18 protein-coding genes and 1 other annotated feature are annotated in these 19,903 nt (G+C 38.3%); of the genes, 6 read left to right on the top strand and 12 right to left on the bottom strand.

The features are described 5' to 3' along the window. Nucleotides 1-129 precede the first annotated feature (129 nt). Nucleotides 130-1,008 (top strand): flagellar protein MotY, encoded by an 879-nt coding sequence (locus I6F43_RS06660; protein ID WP_024589405.1) that lies wholly within the window; start codon nucleotides 130-132, stop codon nucleotides 1,006-1,008. A 5-nt stretch (nucleotides 1,009-1,013) separates the two neighbouring features. On the opposite strand, the gene I6F43_RS06655 is transcribed toward I6F43_RS06660, so the two are convergent. Then, complete coding sequence (locus tag I6F43_RS06655) at nucleotides 1,014-1,907, bottom strand: DMT family transporter (RefSeq protein ID WP_165721334.1); 894 nt, start codon at nucleotides 1,905-1,907, stop codon at nucleotides 1,014-1,016. A 215-nt stretch (nucleotides 1,908-2,122) separates the two neighbouring features. On the opposite strand from I6F43_RS06655, the gene I6F43_RS06650 reads away from it, so the two are divergent. Then, nucleotides 2,123-3,325 carry an aromatic amino acid transport family protein gene (locus I6F43_RS06650; RefSeq protein ID WP_010554637.1) on the top strand — a complete coding sequence of 401 codons (1,203 nt, stop codon included), beginning with the start codon at nucleotides 2,123-2,125 and terminating at the stop codon, nucleotides 3,323-3,325. Nucleotides 3,326-3,409: 84 nt separating this feature from the next. Here I6F43_RS06650 and I6F43_RS06645 read toward each other — a convergent pair whose 3' ends face one another. The 4 genes from I6F43_RS06645 to I6F43_RS06630 all read right to left on the bottom strand — a co-directional run bounded on the left by I6F43_RS06645 (nucleotide 3,410) and on the right by I6F43_RS06630 (nucleotide 7,351). Continuing rightward, nucleotides 3,410-4,600, bottom strand: a complete 1,191-nt coding sequence (locus I6F43_RS06645; protein ID WP_010554636.1) for an amino acid aminotransferase — start codon at nucleotides 4,598-4,600, stop codon at nucleotides 3,410-3,412. Between the two features lie 80 nt (nucleotides 4,601-4,680). Beyond that, nucleotides 4,681-5,340: a GAF domain-containing protein gene (locus I6F43_RS06640; protein ID WP_024593588.1), complete on the bottom strand. Its 660-nt coding sequence runs from the start codon at nucleotides 5,338-5,340 to the stop codon at nucleotides 4,681-4,683. Nucleotides 5,341-5,396: 56 nt separating this feature from the next. Next, nucleotides 5,397-7,046, bottom strand: a complete 1,650-nt coding sequence (locus I6F43_RS06635; RefSeq protein ID WP_197101543.1) for a SpoIIE family protein phosphatase — start codon at nucleotides 7,044-7,046, stop codon at nucleotides 5,397-5,399. Beyond that, nucleotides 7,046-7,351: an STAS domain-containing protein gene (locus I6F43_RS06630; RefSeq protein WP_002962948.1), complete on the bottom strand. Its 306-nt coding sequence runs from the start codon at nucleotides 7,349-7,351 to the stop codon at nucleotides 7,046-7,048. The genes I6F43_RS06635 and I6F43_RS06630 overlap by 1 nt, the downstream gene beginning before the upstream one ends. Before the next feature lie 135 nt (nucleotides 7,352-7,486). Between I6F43_RS06630 and I6F43_RS06625 the strand changes: the two genes are divergently transcribed. Then, the gene (locus tag I6F43_RS06625; protein ID WP_007581414.1) at nucleotides 7,487-7,816 is read left to right on the top strand and encodes a translation initiation factor; all 330 of its coding nucleotides are present in this window, start codon (nucleotides 7,487-7,489) and stop codon (nucleotides 7,814-7,816) included. Between the two features lie 12 nt (nucleotides 7,817-7,828). Here I6F43_RS06625 and I6F43_RS06620 read toward each other — a convergent pair whose 3' ends face one another. After that, nucleotides 7,829-10,843 (bottom strand): bifunctional diguanylate cyclase/phosphodiesterase, encoded by a 3,015-nt coding sequence (locus tag I6F43_RS06620; RefSeq protein WP_197101541.1) that lies wholly within the window; start codon nucleotides 10,841-10,843, stop codon nucleotides 7,829-7,831. A gap of 192 nt (nucleotides 10,844-11,035) precedes the next feature. Continuing rightward, nucleotides 11,036-11,153 (top strand) — a sequence feature (Phe leader region). Nucleotides 11,154-11,197: 44 nt separating this feature from the next. Here I6F43_RS06620 and I6F43_RS06615 point away from each other — a divergent pair. Continuing rightward, nucleotides 11,198-12,355: a chorismate mutase gene (locus tag I6F43_RS06615; protein WP_007581410.1), complete on the top strand. Its 1,158-nt coding sequence runs from the start codon at nucleotides 11,198-11,200 to the stop codon at nucleotides 12,353-12,355. Between the two features lie 128 nt (nucleotides 12,356-12,483). Here I6F43_RS06615 and tyrA read toward each other — a convergent pair whose 3' ends face one another. The 6 genes from tyrA to ffh all read right to left on the bottom strand — a co-directional run bounded on the left by tyrA (nucleotide 12,484) and on the right by ffh (nucleotide 17,483). Then, the gene (tyrA, locus tag I6F43_RS06610) at nucleotides 12,484-13,617 is read right to left on the bottom strand and encodes a bifunctional chorismate mutase/prephenate dehydrogenase (RefSeq protein ID WP_010554632.1); all 1,134 of its coding nucleotides are present in this window, start codon (nucleotides 13,615-13,617) and stop codon (nucleotides 12,484-12,486) included. A 263-nt stretch (nucleotides 13,618-13,880) separates the two neighbouring features. Continuing rightward, entirely contained in the window at nucleotides 13,881-14,240 is a 360-nt protein-coding gene (gene rplS / locus I6F43_RS06605; protein ID WP_007581406.1) for a 50S ribosomal protein L19, read from the bottom strand. Between the two features lie 33 nt (nucleotides 14,241-14,273). Further along, the gene (trmD, locus tag I6F43_RS06600; protein ID WP_007581405.1) at nucleotides 14,274-15,041 is read right to left on the bottom strand and encodes a tRNA (guanosine(37)-N1)-methyltransferase TrmD; all 768 of its coding nucleotides are present in this window, start codon (nucleotides 15,039-15,041) and stop codon (nucleotides 14,274-14,276) included. Next, nucleotides 15,041-15,577 carry a ribosome maturation factor RimM gene (gene rimM / locus I6F43_RS06595; protein ID WP_010554631.1) on the bottom strand — a complete coding sequence of 179 codons (537 nt, stop codon included), beginning with the start codon at nucleotides 15,575-15,577 and terminating at the stop codon, nucleotides 15,041-15,043. The genes trmD and rimM overlap by 1 nt, the downstream gene beginning before the upstream one ends. Nucleotides 15,578-15,594: 17 nt before the next feature. Further along, complete coding sequence (gene rpsP / locus I6F43_RS06590; RefSeq protein WP_002962192.1) at nucleotides 15,595-15,843, bottom strand: 30S ribosomal protein S16; 249 nt, start codon at nucleotides 15,841-15,843, stop codon at nucleotides 15,595-15,597. 260 nt (nucleotides 15,844-16,103) lie between these two features. After that, nucleotides 16,104-17,483 carry a signal recognition particle protein gene (gene ffh, locus I6F43_RS06585; RefSeq protein WP_007581399.1) on the bottom strand — a complete coding sequence of 460 codons (1,380 nt, stop codon included), beginning with the start codon at nucleotides 17,481-17,483 and terminating at the stop codon, nucleotides 16,104-16,106. Nucleotides 17,484-17,736: 253 nt separating this feature from the next. Here ffh and I6F43_RS06580 point away from each other — a divergent pair, with 253 nt between their 5' ends. Next, nucleotides 17,737-18,543, top strand: coding sequence for a cytochrome C assembly family protein (locus I6F43_RS06580; protein WP_007581398.1), 807 nt, complete (start codon nucleotides 17,737-17,739; stop codon nucleotides 18,541-18,543). A 61-nt stretch (nucleotides 18,544-18,604) separates the two neighbouring features. Beyond that, entirely contained in the window at nucleotides 18,605-19,873 is a 1,269-nt protein-coding gene (locus I6F43_RS06575; protein WP_007581396.1) for an HlyC/CorC family transporter, read from the top strand. Nucleotides 19,874-19,903 lie beyond the last annotated feature (30 nt).

Below are 19,903 nucleotides of genomic sequence, written 5' to 3'. Positions count from 1 at the left end.
ATTTATTGCTTTAAAATTGTAGGCACATAACTTGCTTTAACTTATAAGTTAGTTATACAGAGAACAAACTAATCATTGCAGTCGTTAATTTGCCAAATTATTGGCATTCCCGGATAGCTGGAGAGCACCATGAAGTATAAGTTGTTATTTATTAGCCTTAGTATAAGTGCGGTGCTTTGCAGTACTCACTCGCAAGCTGCTATGCGCCAATACACAGCAACCCAAGACAACTCCAACTGGGAAGTCGTTAAAACAACGCGCTTACAATGCCAGTTAAATCATGAGGTTCCTTATTACGGTGAAGCTATATTTAAAGCTTCAGCAAGTAAAAATAAAAACTTAACATTTAATTTAGATATGGTTGTACGCCCAGATAACTACGCAATTGCAGGTTTAAAAGCAGTGCCACCTACATGGCGTGCAGGGTTGCCCGCTCGCGATATTGCAAATATGAAATTACTTAAAAAGTTTGATGGCGAGCTAGGCAATAAAACCGCATGGGAAATGCTTACCGAGCTTGAAAAAGGCTACTACCCTACTTTTTATTATCAAGACTGGCAAAACAGTGCCGATAAAATTGCCGTTGGTATATCGAGCGTAAACTTTAAACAAGCTTACTGGGCTTTTTTACAATGCCGTGATGAGCTACTCCCTTACAGCTTTGAAGATATTTCGTTTACTGTAATGAACTATCAATCTAACAGCAGTAAATTAACTAAATCCTCGCAACAACGTCTTGATAAGATTGCTGAGTATTTAAAAAATGATGCAAGCATAGAGTCCATTAGTATTGACTCATACACAGATAGTTATGGCGGACGCTGGAATAACTTAGATTTATCGCGCAAGCGCGCCAAAACTATAAAAGATTATATGGTGAGCTTGGGTGTTGATGAAACAAAAGTACAAACAACCGGTTTGGGCGAAAAACGCTTTGTTGATAATAACGATAACATTTTAAGCCGAGACAAAAACCGTCGTTTAATTATTCAAATAGAAAAAATGTAGTAAAGCTAATTTGTGTTTACTTTCTTTCGCTTTAAAAACTTATCACCAAATTGGAAAAAACCTAGACTAATTAAAATAATAACCGCACCAATTATTAGTTCTTGGCTTAATGACTCATTATTTAGCCAAGCTCCCAAGGCTAACGCAAAGCTAGGAGTTATAAGTGTAGTAAGTGATACCGTGCTTGCATTTAGGTTTTGCAGCACATGAAAATACGCCAAAGCCCCTACTAAAGATCCAAATATTCCTAGATAACCAATAGCCCACAATGATTTTGCACTCCAGTTTTGTATATGCAACTCACCATCTAATAACCACCAAGCAATAAAAAAGAGTGGGGTTACAAAAACTAAGGCACCAAATGTTGTTGCCATAGGATGAATCGCAATCTGTACACGTTTGATCATCACACCACTTAAACTAAAAAAGCAGACAGCCATAAACACATAAAGCAACCCGAGCCCTTGAGTTTGCGAGTTTTGTACTTGGTTATAACTAACAAAATATAAGCCAATTAAGGCGCACGCTAACGCAACTAATTTAATCGGGCTAAATTTAGGTTCATTTAATAATTGCTGAGCAAGCAACCCCGACAAAATAGGTGCAAGGCCAAACATAAGCGAAATAATACCAGAAGGGACTGTTTTAGCTGCCATATAGCTCAACAACATACCGCCAAAAATACCTATACTCGAATAAAAATAAAGTAAGCATGCATTTTTGCTCCAAGGCACTCTAATATTTGTAATGGCAACAATTAAGCCACCTAACAATAGTCCCACCAGCATCCGCATTAACACAGCAAGTGTTGGCGATACAGTTTCACTACTCCACACGATACCCAGTGGTGTAGTGGACCATATAAGAACCATTAAAAAATACGATACTTTAACTGGCACGTGCCATCCCTACGCTTTATATGAATCAATAAAACAAAGAATAAATTATACGCTCACTACTGTGTTTTAGTACTTTTTAAACACTAAAGTCCTTAATAAATACAGTTGTAAATTGTAAGTTACATTTTAATACCGCTCTTTTATTACAAAACTATTTGAGATTTGAGCAACTAGTTATATGGTGCATCAATATTAATAATAATTAAGGTAATTAAGTGCTTAAAAATAAAACAACTGGAAGCATGTTAATTGTTGCAGGCACCACTATTGGTGCGGGTATGTTGGCATTGCCAATTGCATCTGCCGGGCTTGGGTTTAGTACTGCACTTGCATTAATAATTGCTAGCTGGTTACTAATGACCTACACCGCACTACTCATGTTAGAGCTACACCAATATGCACCACGCGATGCTACATTAAATACATTGGCTAAGTTATGGCTTGGAAAACGCGGACAATATATTGCGAATTTTTCGATGGTTTTTTTATTTTACGCTTTATGCGCTGCTTATATTGCAGGTGGTGGTGCACAACTCCAAGCGCGTATAAATATAGGCTTTGATGTAAATATAGCCCCACAGTTTGGCTCTGTAATCCTTGCTGTTATTATTGCAAGTGTAGTAACGCTAGGCACTAGCAAGGTAGATAAACTAAATAGAGTGTTATTTACAATAAAAATTATTGTGTTAGCTAGTTTGTTTTACATGCTTACCCCTTATGTACAAGGTAAGCACTTATTAGAAATGCCCGTAGAGCAAGGATTAATCCTTTCAGCTATACCGGTTATATTTACTTCGTTTGGCTTTCATGGTTCTATCCCCTCTATTGTTAAATATGTTGGTGTTGAAATAAAAGTACTGCGCAAAGTAATGATTGCTGGAGCCGCCCTACCTTTAGTCATTTATATTTTTTGGCAACTACTTAGCCAAGGTATTATGAGTCAAGCTGATTTACTCAACAGCCAAGGTCTTAATGGGTTTGTATCTAGCGTGGCAAGTATTGCGCATAACCCAAGTGTGGCAACGGCCGTTAAGTTATTTGCTGATTTAGCACTTGCGACATCATTTTTAGGGGTAAGTTTAGGGTTATTTGATTTTTTTGCTGATGCATTTAAAAAGGGTGACAATAAAACAGACCGAATTAAAACGGCCTTAATTACGTTTATTCCGCCACTTGGCTTTGCATTGTTTTATCCTCAAGGCTTTATTATGGCCTTAGGGTACGCTGCAATAGCACTTGTTGTACTGGCAATATTTTTGCCTGTAGCAATGGTTTATAAACAGCGTACAACATCAAATAAAACAGGCTACCAAGTTAAAAGTGGGAATGTTGGGCTTGGTATAGCAGCTATATGTGGCATAACTATTATTGCTGCGCAGTTTATGCAAATGGCGGGGCTTATTCCTGCTATCGGTTAAAGATTGCTGCTTTTTGTTTAAATTTAGATAATAAAAAACCGCACATCATTAGTAATGATGTGCGGTTTTTTATATTAACTGCGTTTATTTACAAACGTCAGCTACAGCATTTGAAAAGTATTCAATATTTGAATGACTAACACCTGCAACATTTACGCGGCTAGAGCCAACAATGTAAATGCCGTATTCTTTTTGTAGGCGAGCAATTTGCTCTTTATTAATACCTAAGAAAGAAAACATACCGTTTTGGCGTTCAATAAATGAGAAGTCTTGAGCAATATCTTTAGTTGCTAAGCTTTCTTTAATTAAGCTACGTAAGCCATTTATACGACTACGCATTTCATCAAGCTCAGAGTGCCACAATTGTGTAAGCTCTGTACTGCTTAAAATAGTATTAACAATGTCAGCACCATGCGCTGGCGGCATTGAGTAAATACTACGTACAACGCTTAGCATTACAGAGTTTGAAATATCTGCTGTTGCGCTGTCTTTTGCAATTAGTGAACATGCACCAATTCGCTCGCGGTATAAGCCAAAGTTTTTAGAACATGAAGAACAAATAATTAGCTCTTCTACTGCATCAGCTAAAATACGTAAGCCACGTGCATCTTCTTCAAGTGAGGCACCAAAGCCTTGGTACGCAATATCAACAAGTGGTGTAAAGCCAACTTCTTTTGCAAGTTCGGCAACTGTGTTCCACTGTGTTTCGTTTAAATCCATACCGCTTGGGTTATGACAACATGCATGCAGTAAAACCACATCACCTTTAGGCACTTGTTTAAGTGTGTTGATCATTTCATCAAACAATAAATCTTTATTTTCGTAATCGTAATATGGGTATTCTTTTACTGTTAAGCCTGCAGCTTCAAACAAGCTAATATGGTTAGCCCATGTTGGGTTAGTTACCCAAACAGTCGCGTCTGTATTACAACGCTTAATAAATTCAGCTGCAACACGAAGTGCCCCCGTACCACCAGGAGCTTGCGCAGTACGTACGCGGTTAGCTAGTAATACTTGATGCTCACCTAATAGTAACTGCTCCATTTTTTGGCAGTAATCTAAATTACCCGCTAAACCAATGTAAGATTTGCTCATTTCGTTTTCAAGACGAAACGCTTCAGCTTTTTTAACCGCTTTAAGAACCGGTGTATTGCCTTGCTCATCTTTGTAGACACCTACACCTAAATCAATTTTATTAGGGTTTGTATCTTGTTTATAGGCCGCCATAAGGCCAAGAATAGGATCTGTTGGTAATGGTTTTAATACTGAGAACATTGGCTATCTCTTATCGTTATTTAGGGGTTAGCTGTTAAGCTAAGCTTAACATAAAAGCACATCATATTGACTAGCGTTATTTACACTAGAAAGTGAGGAATTTTAATACAACATGCAATTAAAACGGCAAGCGTCTTTTCATCAAAAAAATCATTTTTAAAGGCTTCTGCATCTACAATACCAACGCATTCATTTTGTGCATTAAATAAAGGTAGGCAGGTTTCTGATTTAACTTTAGGATCGCATGTATAGTATTCACCACCTTGTGATAAATACGCCTCAACGTTATTAATAATGCGGCCCTTGTGAGATAGCGCAACCTGTACGTTGTTACTGCCAGCCGCAAATGCTTGCGTTAAAGGAAACAACGGACGACTAGGCGCACCATGATAAGCCAATTTTAATAGTTGATTACCTTCAGGGGTATTAGTTGATTGATAAATACCATACCAATCAACGCCCGTTTGCTGCTCAATGTAGCTTACAATACTTTGTAAAGTAGCCAGCTTAAACTGTGTTTGCTCATCATTTTTAATATAGTCAGTTAATTTGAATGGCTCATCTTGTAAGTAACCAAATAAACTACATGCACCGCCCTCGCCAAGCTCAGGTATTTGATACTCCCAACACACATCAGGCAAAGCAGTGTTTGCTAAATGTAGATCAAGCTTTTCAAGCTCTGTTGAAATCAAAGCTGGATTAGCACTAAGTTGTGCTTGTTTTAAGTAAGAAGAAATCATTTGGCCATCCATACATCTAAAGTTTCGAGAATAATAGCATGGATATTTTTACAGAGCTAGCTCAACTTGTAGCACATTTCAACTTGGTTACCACTGGCGTTATAAGTGACTTTTTCGGCTATTTCTTCTAATAAAGACACCCCTCTGCCAAATTCGTTATTAGCCTTTGCCAACTCATCGTGCTTACTACTAAACCCTCGGCCTGAATCACAAATAATAAAATATAAACTGAGCGTGTCGGGGCAATAGCGCATATCAATAATAATCATGGCATCTGTAAGTTTAGCAAGGGCTGCCTCTCTCAACTCGTAATATCGAAAAAAGCCGTCCTCTTGTTTTTTAATTTCTGAGTTAAGTCCTAATACACCATGATCAAGCGCATTGTTGTAAGCCTCAGACAACAGTAAAAATATATTAGAACGATGAGTATTTAGACCCTCAACACTGCTTAAAATATTAACGACGTCGTAAACGGGGTCTGTTTTTTTTATTTGCTCTGAGTTTAAGCTCAAAGACAAATTAAAAGCTAAAGTAGAAAATGCTTCTCGCTCTTGTTCCTCAGGAATTAAAGGCAGGCAGTTTAGTAAAACAATGCTTAAATCATCTTGCTGCTTAGTACCATCAGCAAACTTAGTAACATTAGCAACTATGTCTTCACTACTAATCATCGATTTACTTTTTAAGGTTTGTAAAAAACGCTCTTCCCCAAAAAATATATCCTCTTTGTTTGCCGTTTCTATAATACCGTCGGTTGCTAATACTAGGCGTGTATTACTATTTGTTTCAAAATGAATAACTTCATATTCAAATTCTTGTTCATCTAAAATCCCCAGCGCCATATGCTGCGATTCTAATGTTTGTTTTACATTACCGTCTTTATCTATTAGGTAGGCATCGGGTAAGCCGCCCATCCATGCAGAAACACTTTTACCTGATGCACTAAGCTCTATAATGGTTGCAGCACAAAACATATGCCCAGGTAGTAGGTTGTACAGTAGTGTATTTAGCTCACAGGCAATATCGTTAACCGCCATGCCTTTTTGTACCATAGTATAAAACACACGAGAAGTTGGTAATGCACCAATAGCTGCTGCAAGGCCATGGCCCGTAAAATCTCCCAACATGCAATACAAATTACCGATTGGGCTTTGCGCTACTAAAAACATATCGCCGTTAAACATAGAGGCCGGTGATAAATTAAAATCTAAATACTCTCTAAACTTACCTTGGTTTTCTAATGAGTTATTAAAAATATGCTCAATTATTTCGTGTTCACGTTCAATTTGATTATGATGATATTCAAGCAATTTCTTTTGTTGGTTTGCTTTTTTACTCAGCTCTCTGGTGCGAATATGTGCTTTAATTTTTGCATGCAGAATAACTTTTTCAAATGGTTTATGAATAAAGTCATCGCCACCCACTTCGAGGCAGCGCTCAAAACTTGCTTGATCTTCTAAGGAGGTTATAAAAATAATCGGTAAGTAAACTTCACTATACTGCTGCTTTATTTTTTCAGCAGCTTCAAAACCATCCATTACAGGCATTAAAACATCAAGTAAAACAACGTCTATTTGCTCTCTTTTAAGTACATTAAGCGCATCTAGCCCGTTATAAGCCACTGATATTTTATAACCCTCTTGCTCAAGCATTTTACTTAGTAAAATGCGATTGAGCGCCTGATCATCCACAATTAACACATGTATCATTAGCTAATATCAAACTTTTTATCAAAACGTGAAATTTGTAGAATTTTTCTAAGCTGTGGTTGGCAATTGCTTATTTCAATAGTTTTCACTTGGCTATCAATGGTTTTTTTCATGTTAAGTAACATGCCAAGTGCTGAGCTATCCATGTAGTCAGTCTCTCTTAAATCGATAATAACCTTTACTGTTTTTTCGCTCATTTGGGCATAAGCTTGGCGAAAAGATTGCACTAAATTAAAGTCAAATTTACCTTTGATTTGTATTGTTAATGTAGTGCCATCGACTGATTCATTCTTAGTTAAACTCATATTAAACTCCAATAATATTTCCTTTGAACTAAATATAACCTGTTAAAAGTATTTAGCAAAAAGAAAAACACACAACTTCAAATTTGCTATCATTTACGCCAACATTTAATTAATTTTTATCCATAAAGGTAATGTATGAGTGATAGTCACTTAGTATATTCAACAAGTACGGGTCGCATTGACCAGCCAAAACCAGAAAAAGAGTTAGAAGCTAAGCTTTTTAAAGATGGTTTTATTCGCATTGAGCGTCAAACAAAAGGACGTAAAGGCAAAGGCGTAATGTTAGTTGTAGGCATTGATCCAAAAGATCATGATTTAAAAAAGTTAGCTAAAACTATAAAAAGCAAAATGGGCCAAGGCGGCGCAGTAAAAGAAGGCATTATTGAAGTGCAAGGTGATGACCGCGATAAACTAAAAGCCATTTTAGAAGCGTTAAAATTTAAAGTTAAAATTGCGGGTGGTTAACCCGCAATTTTATTAACTACTTACTTCGCTATTTGAGAGTTCATTTAACTTTTCATACAATTTTGGCAGTTCGTGCTCAGCAATTGGTTTACTAAAATAATAGCCTTGTACAATGAAGCAGTTATTATTTTGTAAAAACTGCATCTGCTCTATTGTCTCAACCCCTTCTGCGACCACGTCTAGCTTTAACTTTTGCGCCATGGCAATAATAGCGGCAGTGATTTCCATATCATTTGTATCCTCAGGGATATCTTTTACAAATGAACGGTCAATTTTCAATATATCAACCGGGAATCGTTTTAAGTAACTGAGTGACGAATAGCCAGTACCAAAATCATCAATAGAAATAGATATACCTAAGGCTTTAAGCTCGTGGAGTTGTGTAATTGCAGCTTCTACATTTCCCATTAGCATACTTTCGGTAAGCTCTAAGTGAAGGCGCTTAGCCGAAACACCCGTTCTAATTATCATTTTACTCAGTGTTGAGACTAAGCTTGAGTCTTTGAACTGGCGAGCCGATAAGTTTATCGATATATTATTTTCTAAGCCTTGCTTTGTTAATCTTACGGCAAAATCACAAGACTCTTGAAGCACCCATTCGCCTAATTCAACTATAAGGCCTGTTGCTTCTGCAATAGGAATAAATTTATCTGGAGGGATTGCGCCTTCAGTTGGGTGGAACCATCTTAATAACGCTTCATAGCCAATGACCTGATGAGTACGACTATCAACTTGAGGTTGGTAGTAAACTACAAACTGTTTTTCTTTTAGACCTATACGTAGCTCATTTTCAATAAATAAACGCTCATTAGCGGCTGCGTTCAATTCTTGGCTATAAAAATGGAATGTATTACGCCCTTTTGCTTTTGCTTCATACATTGCTAAGTCAGCATGTTTTAATAACTGATCTTCTTCTAGGCTATCGTACGGAGCCATTGTAATACCAATACTAGCGCTCACAATAACTTCATTACTACCTAGTTTTATAGGCACATTCAGTGTTTTTTGAATTGTATTGGCAACATCAGTCGCGTGAGCTTGGCTTTCTATACCACTGAGCAACACTGCAAATTCATCACCACCTAAGCGCGCTATGGTGTCCTCGGCTCGTAAACGTTTTTTAAGTCTGTTTGCCACTTCAATTAATAATTGATCGCCGGCATCGTGGCCTAATGTATCGTTAATACGTTTAAATTCGTCTAAATCAAAGTAAAACAAAGCAAATGCATAATGCCCGCGTTCTGCTAATGCCATTGATTTACGTAATTGCATTCTAAAAAACGTTCTGTTGGCAAGACCAGTAAGGGTGTCAAAGTAAGCAAGCTGCTCCATTTTACGCTGGCTTTCTTTGACAAACGAAATATCTTGTGCAGATGCTACATAGCTGGTTATTTCACCGCCCTCTTCACGAATTGGCGAAACACTTAAAGACACCCAAATTGGCTCTTTATTCAAGCCTTGAATTAATGTATCACCGCGCCAGTAATTACGGCTGCGTAAATCTATGTCTATATCTTCAACTAAAATAGACATTTCTGAGGCAATAATATTAAGTAATGGTGCTCTATTAAAATGACTTTCTGGGTAGCCTGTCATTTCGAGCATTTTTGGATTTACGTATTCAATTACAAAATTCTCATCGGTGATCACAACGCCAGTGCCCGAGAATGCTACCGCTTTAGATAAACGGTTAGCTGCTTTTTCAGCAATTTCTTTTTCTGTAATTCTCTGGTTTAAGCCATCGATAAGTTTGCGAATTTCTACCGTCATGTCTCTAAATGAGCCATTAAGCGTGCCAATTTCATCTTTGTTTTCTGGTGGAAATTCTGTAGTTAATTGACCTTTGCCAAAACTTGTAACTGCATAAACCAAAGTATGTAAACGGCGAAGGACTAGTTGATAAAGCGCTTGATGCAGCAATAAAGCAACTAATATTGCGTATAAAATAAAGAGACCAAAAAACTTCAGTTTTAAATCTTGTAATGCAGATAACGTCGATGAACGCTTTTTATATACCCCTATGTACCAATCTAAGTCATCAATCTTACGAATATTGATAATATGAGCTTCGTCATTTTTTTCAAACGAATTTGCGTATTCAGGTAATTTCACCGCAATTACATCATCAATAATCGACTGCAGCGCTGGGTTTACAAATTCGTTAGTAGCGAGTGCTTTATTATCGCTACCATAGTCGGCTAGTAAGGTCGGATTTAAATCTGGGTGTGCTAACAATTGCCCTTTACTATCAAACACAAGTAGGTGTTTTTCTTTATCACCAACAGGTAAAAACGAAATAAGTTTGTTGAGGGAAATATCGCTCCCCGTCACACCTAAAAACTCATTATCGACATAAACTGGCACTAGTAAGCTAATAACCCATTTACGCCATACTGTATCGTAATAGACTTTTGACCATGCAGGCTCTCTTACTGTTTCAAGCGTGCTTTTAATCGATTTATAAGTTGAGCCATTCGTTGCTCTAAAGTCGGCAGGTGCGTTTAATGCCCAATTAGGGGGAGAAACACGAATAAAATCATCATCTGTTATTAAATAAAAGTTAAAAAAGTCGTGTACCAGTGTAGGAGAAATTATGCGCCACAGCATCTCAGAATCATTAAATAGGCGTTTATAAAAAGGAGAGTAATTTTGCTGTGGTAAAAATGCTGCTGATAAACCATCAGCAGAGGCACTTCGAATCGTACCGTCACTATTAAATTGTAACTGTGATTTATTGCTTAAATTAATTGGTGAATTGGGTTGAAAAAGTTGTTGTGTTACTACGTTATTAGCTTGCTGAGCAATATTTACTTTTGTTTTAATGCGCTCATTAAATTGCTTCACTAATAAATCTGTCGAGCTTTTTAAAACTTCGTGTTCTTCAAAAACGAGTTGTTTCTCTTCAGATTTAAGCATTAAGGCAGCCGCACATACCCCAGCTATTAAGCAAATAGCAGATATGAGTAGCGATAGTTTTACACTTAAAGAATTCAATCCAAAACGCGATGGAGGGCGTCTGTAAACCACGGGTCAACCTTAATTATTAATAATTGTTATTATTTGAACCAGTTAACGAAATATACCAGATCCGCATTCATATTTATAAATTATTTGTAAACTTTCTATAAAAACTAATATAGGGAAATAAATAGTACTCTAAGCTTATTTAGATCTTTATTGACATTGGTAGCAACTCTCCATACATTAACTGCATGAACATATTTATCTCTCGCACTTTTTTTTCGTTTTTTAGCTTCTTTATATAGAAGAGGCTTCCCTGTTTGTGAGATAAAATCAATCGAATAGTAAAGCCTCCCAACCGGGAGGCTTTTTTGTTTTTGCTGTGTAATAACAGCCTACTTTTGGAATGAGGATACCAAAATGACAAATGATGTATTAAATGCACTAAGACACGATATAAATGAAATAGACTCCGATTTACTCGTGTTATTAGCTAAACGTCGTCGTATTAGCCACGGTGTGGTTGAGTATAAAATTGCTAACAACAAGCCAATTCGCGATGAAGCACGTGAACTCGCACTTTTAGAGAAACTGATTGGTTATGGTAAATCACTAGGTTTGGATGCTTACTACGTGAATAATGTTTTTCAAACTATTTTGGAAGACTCAGTTTTACACCAACAAGCAATGCTACAAAAAAACCTGAATCCAGATGCCCTTAGTGAAACACACCGTGTAACTTACTTAGGTGGTCAGGGTTCTTATAGCCAACTAGCATGCCATAAATATTTTAGCCGCCGCCCGGGTAAATTAGTTGAAATTGGCTGTACATCGTTTGACGAAATAACAGGTAAAGTAGAAAACGGACAAGCTGATTTTGGTTTATTACCCATTGAAAACACAAGCTCTGGCAGTATTAACGAGGTGTTTGACTTATTACAGCACGCGCAAGTATCTATTGTTGGAGAAGTAACTCACAGTGTAGAGCATTGCTTACTCGCCAACCCTGATACTGAACTTAGCCAACTAACAAAAATATTTGCACACCCACAACCATTTGCGCAGTGCAGCCGTTTTTTACAGGGCTTAGGTGATTTACAACACGAAACATGTGACTCAACATCAAGCGCGCTACAATCAGCTCTGAACACTCCATACAGTGCTGCAATTGGCTCTGCACAAGCGGGGAAAAATGTCGGGCTTGAGGTTATTAAATCAAACCTAGCTAATCAAAGCGAAAACCATAGTCGCTTTATTGTTGTTGCACGTAAGCCTCTACAAGTGTCTAACCAAATTCCAACTAAAACTAGTTTGATCATGTCGACAAAACAACAAGCGGGCTCACTAGCCGATGCGTTAATGATTTTCAAGCAGCATAAGATTAATTTAGTAAAACTTGAATCTCGCCCTACTCCGGGCAATCCGTGGGAAGAAGTTTTTTATGTTGACCTAGAAGCAAACTTAGCTGAAAGCCAAGTAAAAGAAGCGCTAGAAGAACTTAAAGAGCACACCCAATATGTACGTATTTTAGGATGCTACCAAAGCGAGTCACTACAGGCAGTAAGCGTTAATACTTAATAAGCAATTTTACAAATCAAAAAAGGGCCGATATCGGCCCTTTTTCGTTAACTAGTACCAGTCTGCATAAATATTTTAGCAATTTAACGAATTAAATCCCCATACTTAAGCAAACGGTATAACAAATATTAATCTAAAACTTTTGAATCATTCGCTTTATTTAATAAGCTTCTGCTTTGCGTTAAAAAGTGTTCTGTCGAGTCAGAAAAGTAAACTTTCGCCTCAGCAAAAGAATCAATAAGCGCGGCTTTATCTCCCGCTTTTAATTTTGCTAATGTACTTGCAAAAGTATCTTGGTACTGTGCAAGTAAGGTTTCTACATCATCGAATTGTGCTAGCATAATATCTGAGTAAAGCTCAGGCGACTGCGCAAATAAACGCCCTACCATCATCAGTTCTAATTGATATATAGGTGACGAGCAGCTACGTAATTCTTCTAGTGTATGACTTTGTTTTGCTAAAAATTGTCCGTACACAAATGTCGTTAAATGGCGCATTACCTGAATAATTTGCATTGCTTCATCATGCTTTTTAGCATCAAGCTCAACAAGCTGACAACCCCATACTTGTAACTGCTGTAACAAACCTTTTGCCGCTTGGTGTTCTCGCCCTTCACATACAACAACTGTTTGTTTTACCCAGTGTGATATATCAGGCCCAAACATAGGATGTAAACCAACCACAGGGCCACTGTGCGCAGCTTTTAGTGCTTTAATAGGCGATTGCTTTACCGATGTAATATCAACTAGTAAACAGTCTTCATCTAGTTTAGGTAACTTAGCAACGACAGCGTCCAATGCATTAATAGGTACGCTAATCATTACCAGCTTGGCACCTTTTAAAATACTTTTAGCATCGTTTTGCTGATCTTTATCTAAGATTTTAACTTCGTAACCTGAGCGAATAAACTGCTGTGCAAATAACTGGCCCATGGCGCCTTGACCACCCACAATTACAATTGGCGAAAGCTCTGGCGCTGCGCATGCAAGTTTTGCTTGTTGGTTTTGATAGGCTTCTCGCATCATACGTCTTAGTATATCTTCAACGAGATCTGGGCTTACATTTTGATTTATTGCTTCTTGTCGTCTTGCCGCTAATAGCTCTGCTTCACGGGCAGGTGCATGTAAAGGTGCGCCTGTTTGTTGTTTTATCTCACCAATTTTTTGCGTAATACCATTACGTTTAGCGAGTAAGGCAACAAGTTGTGCATCGCATTCATCTATACCTTCTCTTAGCTGTGCTAAATCACTTATGTCAGCCACGTTCGTCCCACCTTAAAAAACCAAATAACGTAAATATAAATTTACATAAAAGTAAACTAATCAATACGATAAATACTAACAGGATCAGCTAACTGAGAAAAGGCTAAAGCGGAAATTTTACTAATGAGGAATTGAGAATTAAGAATTGAGAATTGAGAATTGAGAATTGAGAATTGAGAATTGAGAAAATAATATTCTAAAACCAAAACGGGTTGCAACCCGAAGGATGCAACCCGTTTTTTTGCGTTGATAAACAGCGCGTATTAGTTAAGTTTTTCTCTAATACGTGCAGATTTACCAGAACGCTCACGTAGATAGTAAAGCTTAGCACGGCGAACTGCACCGCGACGCTTAACTGTTACGCTATCAATAAGAGGGCTGTGCGTTTGGAATACACGCTCAACGCCTTCACCGTTCGAGATTTTACGAACTGTGAATGCTGAGTGAAGACCACGATTACGCTTAGCGATTACAACACCTTCAAAGGCCTGTAGACGCTCTTTAGCACCTTCTTTTACTTTTACCTGTACAACCACTGTATCACCAGGGCCAAATGCAGGTACGTCTGTTTTAAGCTGCTCATCTTCAAGCGCTTTAATAATATTTTGGTTTACTTTTGCCATTATGTTTCTCACTTTCCTAGGTGTAACTGTCTTCTAGCCACAAGCTTTTTGGTACTCTTGCTGAAATTTCGCGAGTAATACCGCTTGCTCCTCAGTCAGAGCTAGGTTATGCAACAAGTCAGGACGTCGTAACCAAGTTCTGCCTAATGACTGCATAAGCCGCCATTTTGCTATCTCTTGGTGGTTACCACTGAGTAATACAGCAGGAACCTGTTTGTCGTCCAATGTTTCTGGTCGTGTATAGTGTGGACAATCTAACAAGCCATCCGAAAACGAATCTTGTTCTGCTGACTGATTATGACCTAACACACCTGGCACTAATCGCGCTACTGCGTCAATTAATGTCATGGCAGGTAGTTCACCACCACTCAAAATAAAATCACCAATTGACCATTCTTCGTCAACATATGATTCTATTATTCTCTCATCTATACCTTCATAGCGACCGGCAATCAAAATCAGTTTTTTAGAGTTAGCGAGTTCGCTAGCACCTTGCTGATCAAGTTTGCGCCCTTGCGGGGACATATAAATTACTTTAGCACCATCACCAGCTGCTTTTTTAGCTTCGGCAATCGCTTTTTTTAATGGCTCAACCATCATTAACATACCAGGTCCGCCCCCGTAAGGACGGTCATCTACGGTTCTATGCTTATCTAAAGCGTAGTCTCGCGGATTCCAGCAGTTAAAATCAATTAAGCCATTTTTTACTGCGCGACCGGTAACACCTTGGTCTGTAATAGCGTCAAACATGTCTGGAAAAAGGCTTATCACCCCTACCCATAATGAACTAGTTTGCGTCATTAAAAACCAGGATCCCAGTCTACGGTAATTTCTCTTGCGTCGTATTTAACTTCTTTAATAACTGAATCAGTTAAAAAAGGAATCAAACGCTCAGCTTGACCAAATGCGTCTTTACTGTTTGCTTTAACAACCAGTACGTCATTTGACCCTGTCTCCATCAGGTCATCAACAATGCCTAAGCTATAACCTTTATCGGTTACAACAGACATGCCAATGAGATCTCGCCAATAGAACTCACCTTGCGGGAGTTCTGGTAAATGCGCTGCATCCATTGAGATTTCTGCATGGGTATAAGCCATTGCTTCGTCTCGGTCGTTTACCTGCGCAAATTTAGCGATAAAGCCTTTGTTGTGGCGACGCCAGTCGACCACTTCTAAGGACTGCCATTTACCTTGCTGCCCTATCAACCACGGGCTGAAATCGAAGATCCCTACGGGATCATCAGTAAATGAATGTACCTTAAGCCAGCCCTTTATACCATATGGGGCACCGAGCTTTCCTACGACAATTATTGATGAGGTGTTCTCTTGACTCATGGTTACACTTACGCCTATTAAGCCGCTTTACGAGCGTCTTTTACTAACTTAGCTACGCGATCTGAAAGAGATGCGCCCTGACCTACCCAGTGTTCAACACGTGGTAAATCTAAACGAATTTTTTCTTCTTGACCTGAAGCAATTGGGTTAAAAAAGCCTACTTTCTCGATGAAGCGACCGTCACGCGAGAAACGGCTATCCGCAACCACAATTTGATAGAAAGGGCGTTTTTTAGCGCCACCACGTTGCAAACGAATAGTTACCATACCGTCCTCTATAAAGATTGACTGTTTTCATTAATAAGATTTACTCCCCAGAATGGGGAGCTGGGGAATTGTACGAGTTTTTGGCAATAACGCAAGTAAGAAGTGAACCAAAAAGGCAGTTTAGTAGGTTAAACCGTGATCTCAACGACAAATAAGAGTTAAAGGTGTATTACATGCATAATTTATTCAACAAAAAAGGAGCTATTTGCTCCTTTAAATATGATTCGCTATTATTTTAAAAAGTAACTTAATGGTACTTTTTAAAATTTAGGACCGCCGCCGCCCATCATTCCAGGTGGTAACATGCCTTTCATACCGCGCATCATTTTAGTCATGCCGCCTTTACCTTTCATTTTTTTCATCATTTTTTGCATTTGCGTAAACTGCTTAAGCAACTTATTAATCTCTTGCACTTGTGTACCAGAGCCAGCTGCTATGCGTTTTTTACGCGAACCTTTAATGATTTCTGGGCGCGCACGCTCTTTTTTAGTCATAGAGCTAATAATAGCTTCCATTTGGATAAATGTTTTATCACCCATTTGACCTTTAACAGCATCTGGTAAGTTAGACATACCAGGGAGCTTATCAAGCATTGACATCATGCCACCCATGCTTTTCATTTGCTTTAATTGGTCAGCAAAATCATCAAGAGTAAAACCTGCGCCTTTAAATACTTTTTCAGCAACTCTAGCAGCTTGCTCTTTATCTACTTTCATCTCGACTTCTTCGATTAATGAAAGTACGTCACCCATACCTAAAATACGCGACGCTATACGGTCTGGGTGGAAAGGTTCAAGTGCGTCAGTGCGCTCACCCACACCCATAAACTTAATAGGCTTGCCAGTGATGTGACGAATAGATAAAGCAGCACCACCACGCGCATCACCATCGGTTTTTGTTAATATAACACCGGTAAGTGGTAATGCTTCGTCGAATGCTTTAGCTGTATTCGCCGCATCTTGACCTGTCATTGCATCAACAACGAACAAGGTTTCAATTGGATTGATTGCTTTATGAAGATCTTTAATTTCATCCATCATGTTGCTATCAACATGTAGACGACCTGCAGTATCAACAAGTACTACATCTATAAATTTCTTTTTAGCATGAGAAATTGCAGCGGTTGCAATATCAACTGGCTTTTGTGAAATATCACTTGGGAAGAAATCAACATCAACTTCTGCTGCAAGCGTTTCTAGCTGTTTAATAGCCGCAGGGCGATAAACATCGGCACTTACTACAAGTACTGATTTCTTTTTTCGCTCTTTTAAAAACTTAGCAAGCTTAGCTACACTGGTGGTTTTACCCGCACCTTGTAGACCCGCTACCATTACAACGGCTGGCGGTTGCGCATTTAGACTTAGCTCTTCATTAGCCTCGCCCATTGCTTTTTCTAGTTCTTCACGCACTATTTTTATAAATACTTGGCCTGGGCTTAAGCTTTTTGTAACTTCAACCCCAACTGCACGTTCTTTAACTTGTTTTACAAAGTCGCGAACAACAGGCAATGCCACATCGGCTTCTAAAAATGCCATACGCACTTCGCGAAGTGTGTCTTTTATGTTGTCTTCCGTCAGACGGCCACGGCCACTGATATTTTTTAAGGTTTTACCTAATCGTTCTTGGAGGTTCTCAAACATGTAACGGTTCCGATAAGACGTTTATATCAATCCATTTAAATTTTACGATTAATTTGATTTTTCAATTAACCTAGATTGACTTATTAAGTTTCAATTAAAAGTAGTATACCGTATATGGCGTCTTACAATATAGTGTTCAAGTGTACCTTGATGAGTTTCTTTTTTTAAGGTCTATGCATTTGCTTTGCTATAAAATACAATGGCTATATAACAACAAGGATTATTTTGTCTCAAATTAAGTGGCCCAAGCACAATGCTGATTATTAGTTTAACTATTATTGCCAGTTTATTTTATGTGTTAGCAACGTCTCACGTGCTTTCACGCCTGTTTCATCAACAAGGCCCAAGCCAAAAAGTAACCGTTATTTTAAGCACGGTTGCTATAGTGGCGCACATGCTGCTGTTAGTTAACTCTGTTTTTAGAGCCGACGGTCAAGATTTAAGTATCGTAAACGTCGCTCTTTTGACGTGCTGGGTGATTGTGGTCTCGGTGACGACTGTCTCGCTAAAATTCCCTGCTACTTTATTGTTGCCCGTTGTTTATGGTTTTGGTGCCTTACTAACCATTGCCAGTTTATTTATACCTCATCATATTTTATTGCAAAGTATTAATATTGAGGTGGGTTTAGTAACGCACATCTCTTTATCTTTGTTAGCCTACTGTATTTTAATTATCGCTACTTTATATGGTGTACAGTTTTACTTTATTGATAAACGTTTAAAACGTAAAGATTTAGCAATTGTGCATAGCCATCTTCCGCCTTTAATGGTTGTGGAGCGCCAGCTTTACCAACTTCTTAATTTAGGCACTATATTACTCACATTTGCATTACTTTCAGGGTTCGTATTTCTTGATGGAATGTTCGCTAAAGAGTTCATTCATAAAACAATATTATCGTTAGTTGCGTGGGCTATTTTTGCCGTTGTAGCTATCGGGCATATGAAAAAGGGTTGGCGCGGTAAACCGGTGGTTATTACAATCATGGTCGCTGCATTTGTCCTCACACTCGCTTATTTTGGCAGCCGTTTCATACAAGAAGTGATACTAAATAAGTTTTAACTTGACTCTGCTTGCTCACTCTAGCTTAATACGCATTGATTTATAAGAAAAGGATCCATCGTTGGACGACATATCGACAAGTACCCTATTTATCATTTTAGGTTTTTTGGTGCTTTTTTCTGCTTATTTTTCTGGTTCAGAAACCGGAATTATGTCAATCAATCGTATACGCCTGCGACACCTTGCTAAAGAGGATCATCGTGCAGCTAAACGAGTCAGTAAATTACTTAGCCGTCCAGATAGGCTCATCGGTTTAATCTTAATCGGTAATAACCTTGTTAATATTGCAGCAGCCCAAGTTGCAACCATTATAGGTATTCGCCTTTACGGTGACCTCGGTATTGCAATAGCTACAGGTGTGTTAACTTTAGTCGTGCTTATATTTGCTGAAGTAACCCCTAAAACCCTTGCTGCTCTTTATCCTGAAAAAGTTGCCTTTCCAAGCTCTATTATTTTAAAAGGGCTACTTAAAATAATGTTCCCTTTTGTGGTTGTTATTAACTGGATGACCAACGGAATATTGCGATTATTTGGTATTAGTGCCGCACAAATCGACGAACACAGCATGAGTAAAGAAGAATTAAAAACAGTACTCAATGAGTCAGGCGCACTTATTCCTGCTCGTCATCAAAGTATGCTGACTTCAATTTTAGATTTAGAACAAGTAACCGTTGAAGATATTATGATCCCACGAAACGAAATTGTGGCCATTGATATTAATGACGATTGGAAGCTAATTAGTCGCCAACTTACCCATGCACAACATACTCGTGTGTTGTTGTATCGCGATAATATAGATGATGCAGTAGGTTTTATTCACTCACGTGATGCGCTTCGTCTACTTACAAAAGAGCAATTTGATAAACCATCTTTGCTACGAGCTGTACGTGAAATTTACTTTATCCCTGAAGGAACCTCACTAAATACTCAGCTATTAAAGTTTCAGCAATCTAAAGAACGCATAGGCTTAGTGGTAGATGAGTATGGCGACATCCAAGGCCTAGTGACCCTAGAAGATATTTTAGAAGAAGTTGTTGGCGATTTCACAACTACGCAAACTCGTACGCCGAGCGAAGAAGTAGAAACACAAACTGATGGCTCATGTATTGTGGATGGCGGCGCTAACGTACGCGATTTAAATAAAGAAATGGGTTGGGATTTCCCGCTCGATGGACCTAAAACTTTGAGTGGTTTAATTGTTGAATACTTGGAGAATATTCCTGATGCAAATATTAGTTTGCGTATCGCGGGATATCCTATTGAAGTACTCGAAGTTAAAGAAAATATGATAAAACAAGTGAAGATACTGCCGAATAAGCGTTCTCGCTAAATAAAAAAGGAGCCAATTGGCTCCTTTTTT

It is taken from the genome of Pseudoalteromonas sp. NZS71_1 (assembly GCF_015864305.1).
Taxonomy (GTDB): Bacteria; Pseudomonadota; Gammaproteobacteria; order Enterobacterales; family Alteromonadaceae; genus Pseudoalteromonas; species Pseudoalteromonas arctica.
Note: the sequence above shows the minus strand (reverse complement) of the source record. Positions and strands in the feature narration are given on the sequence as shown.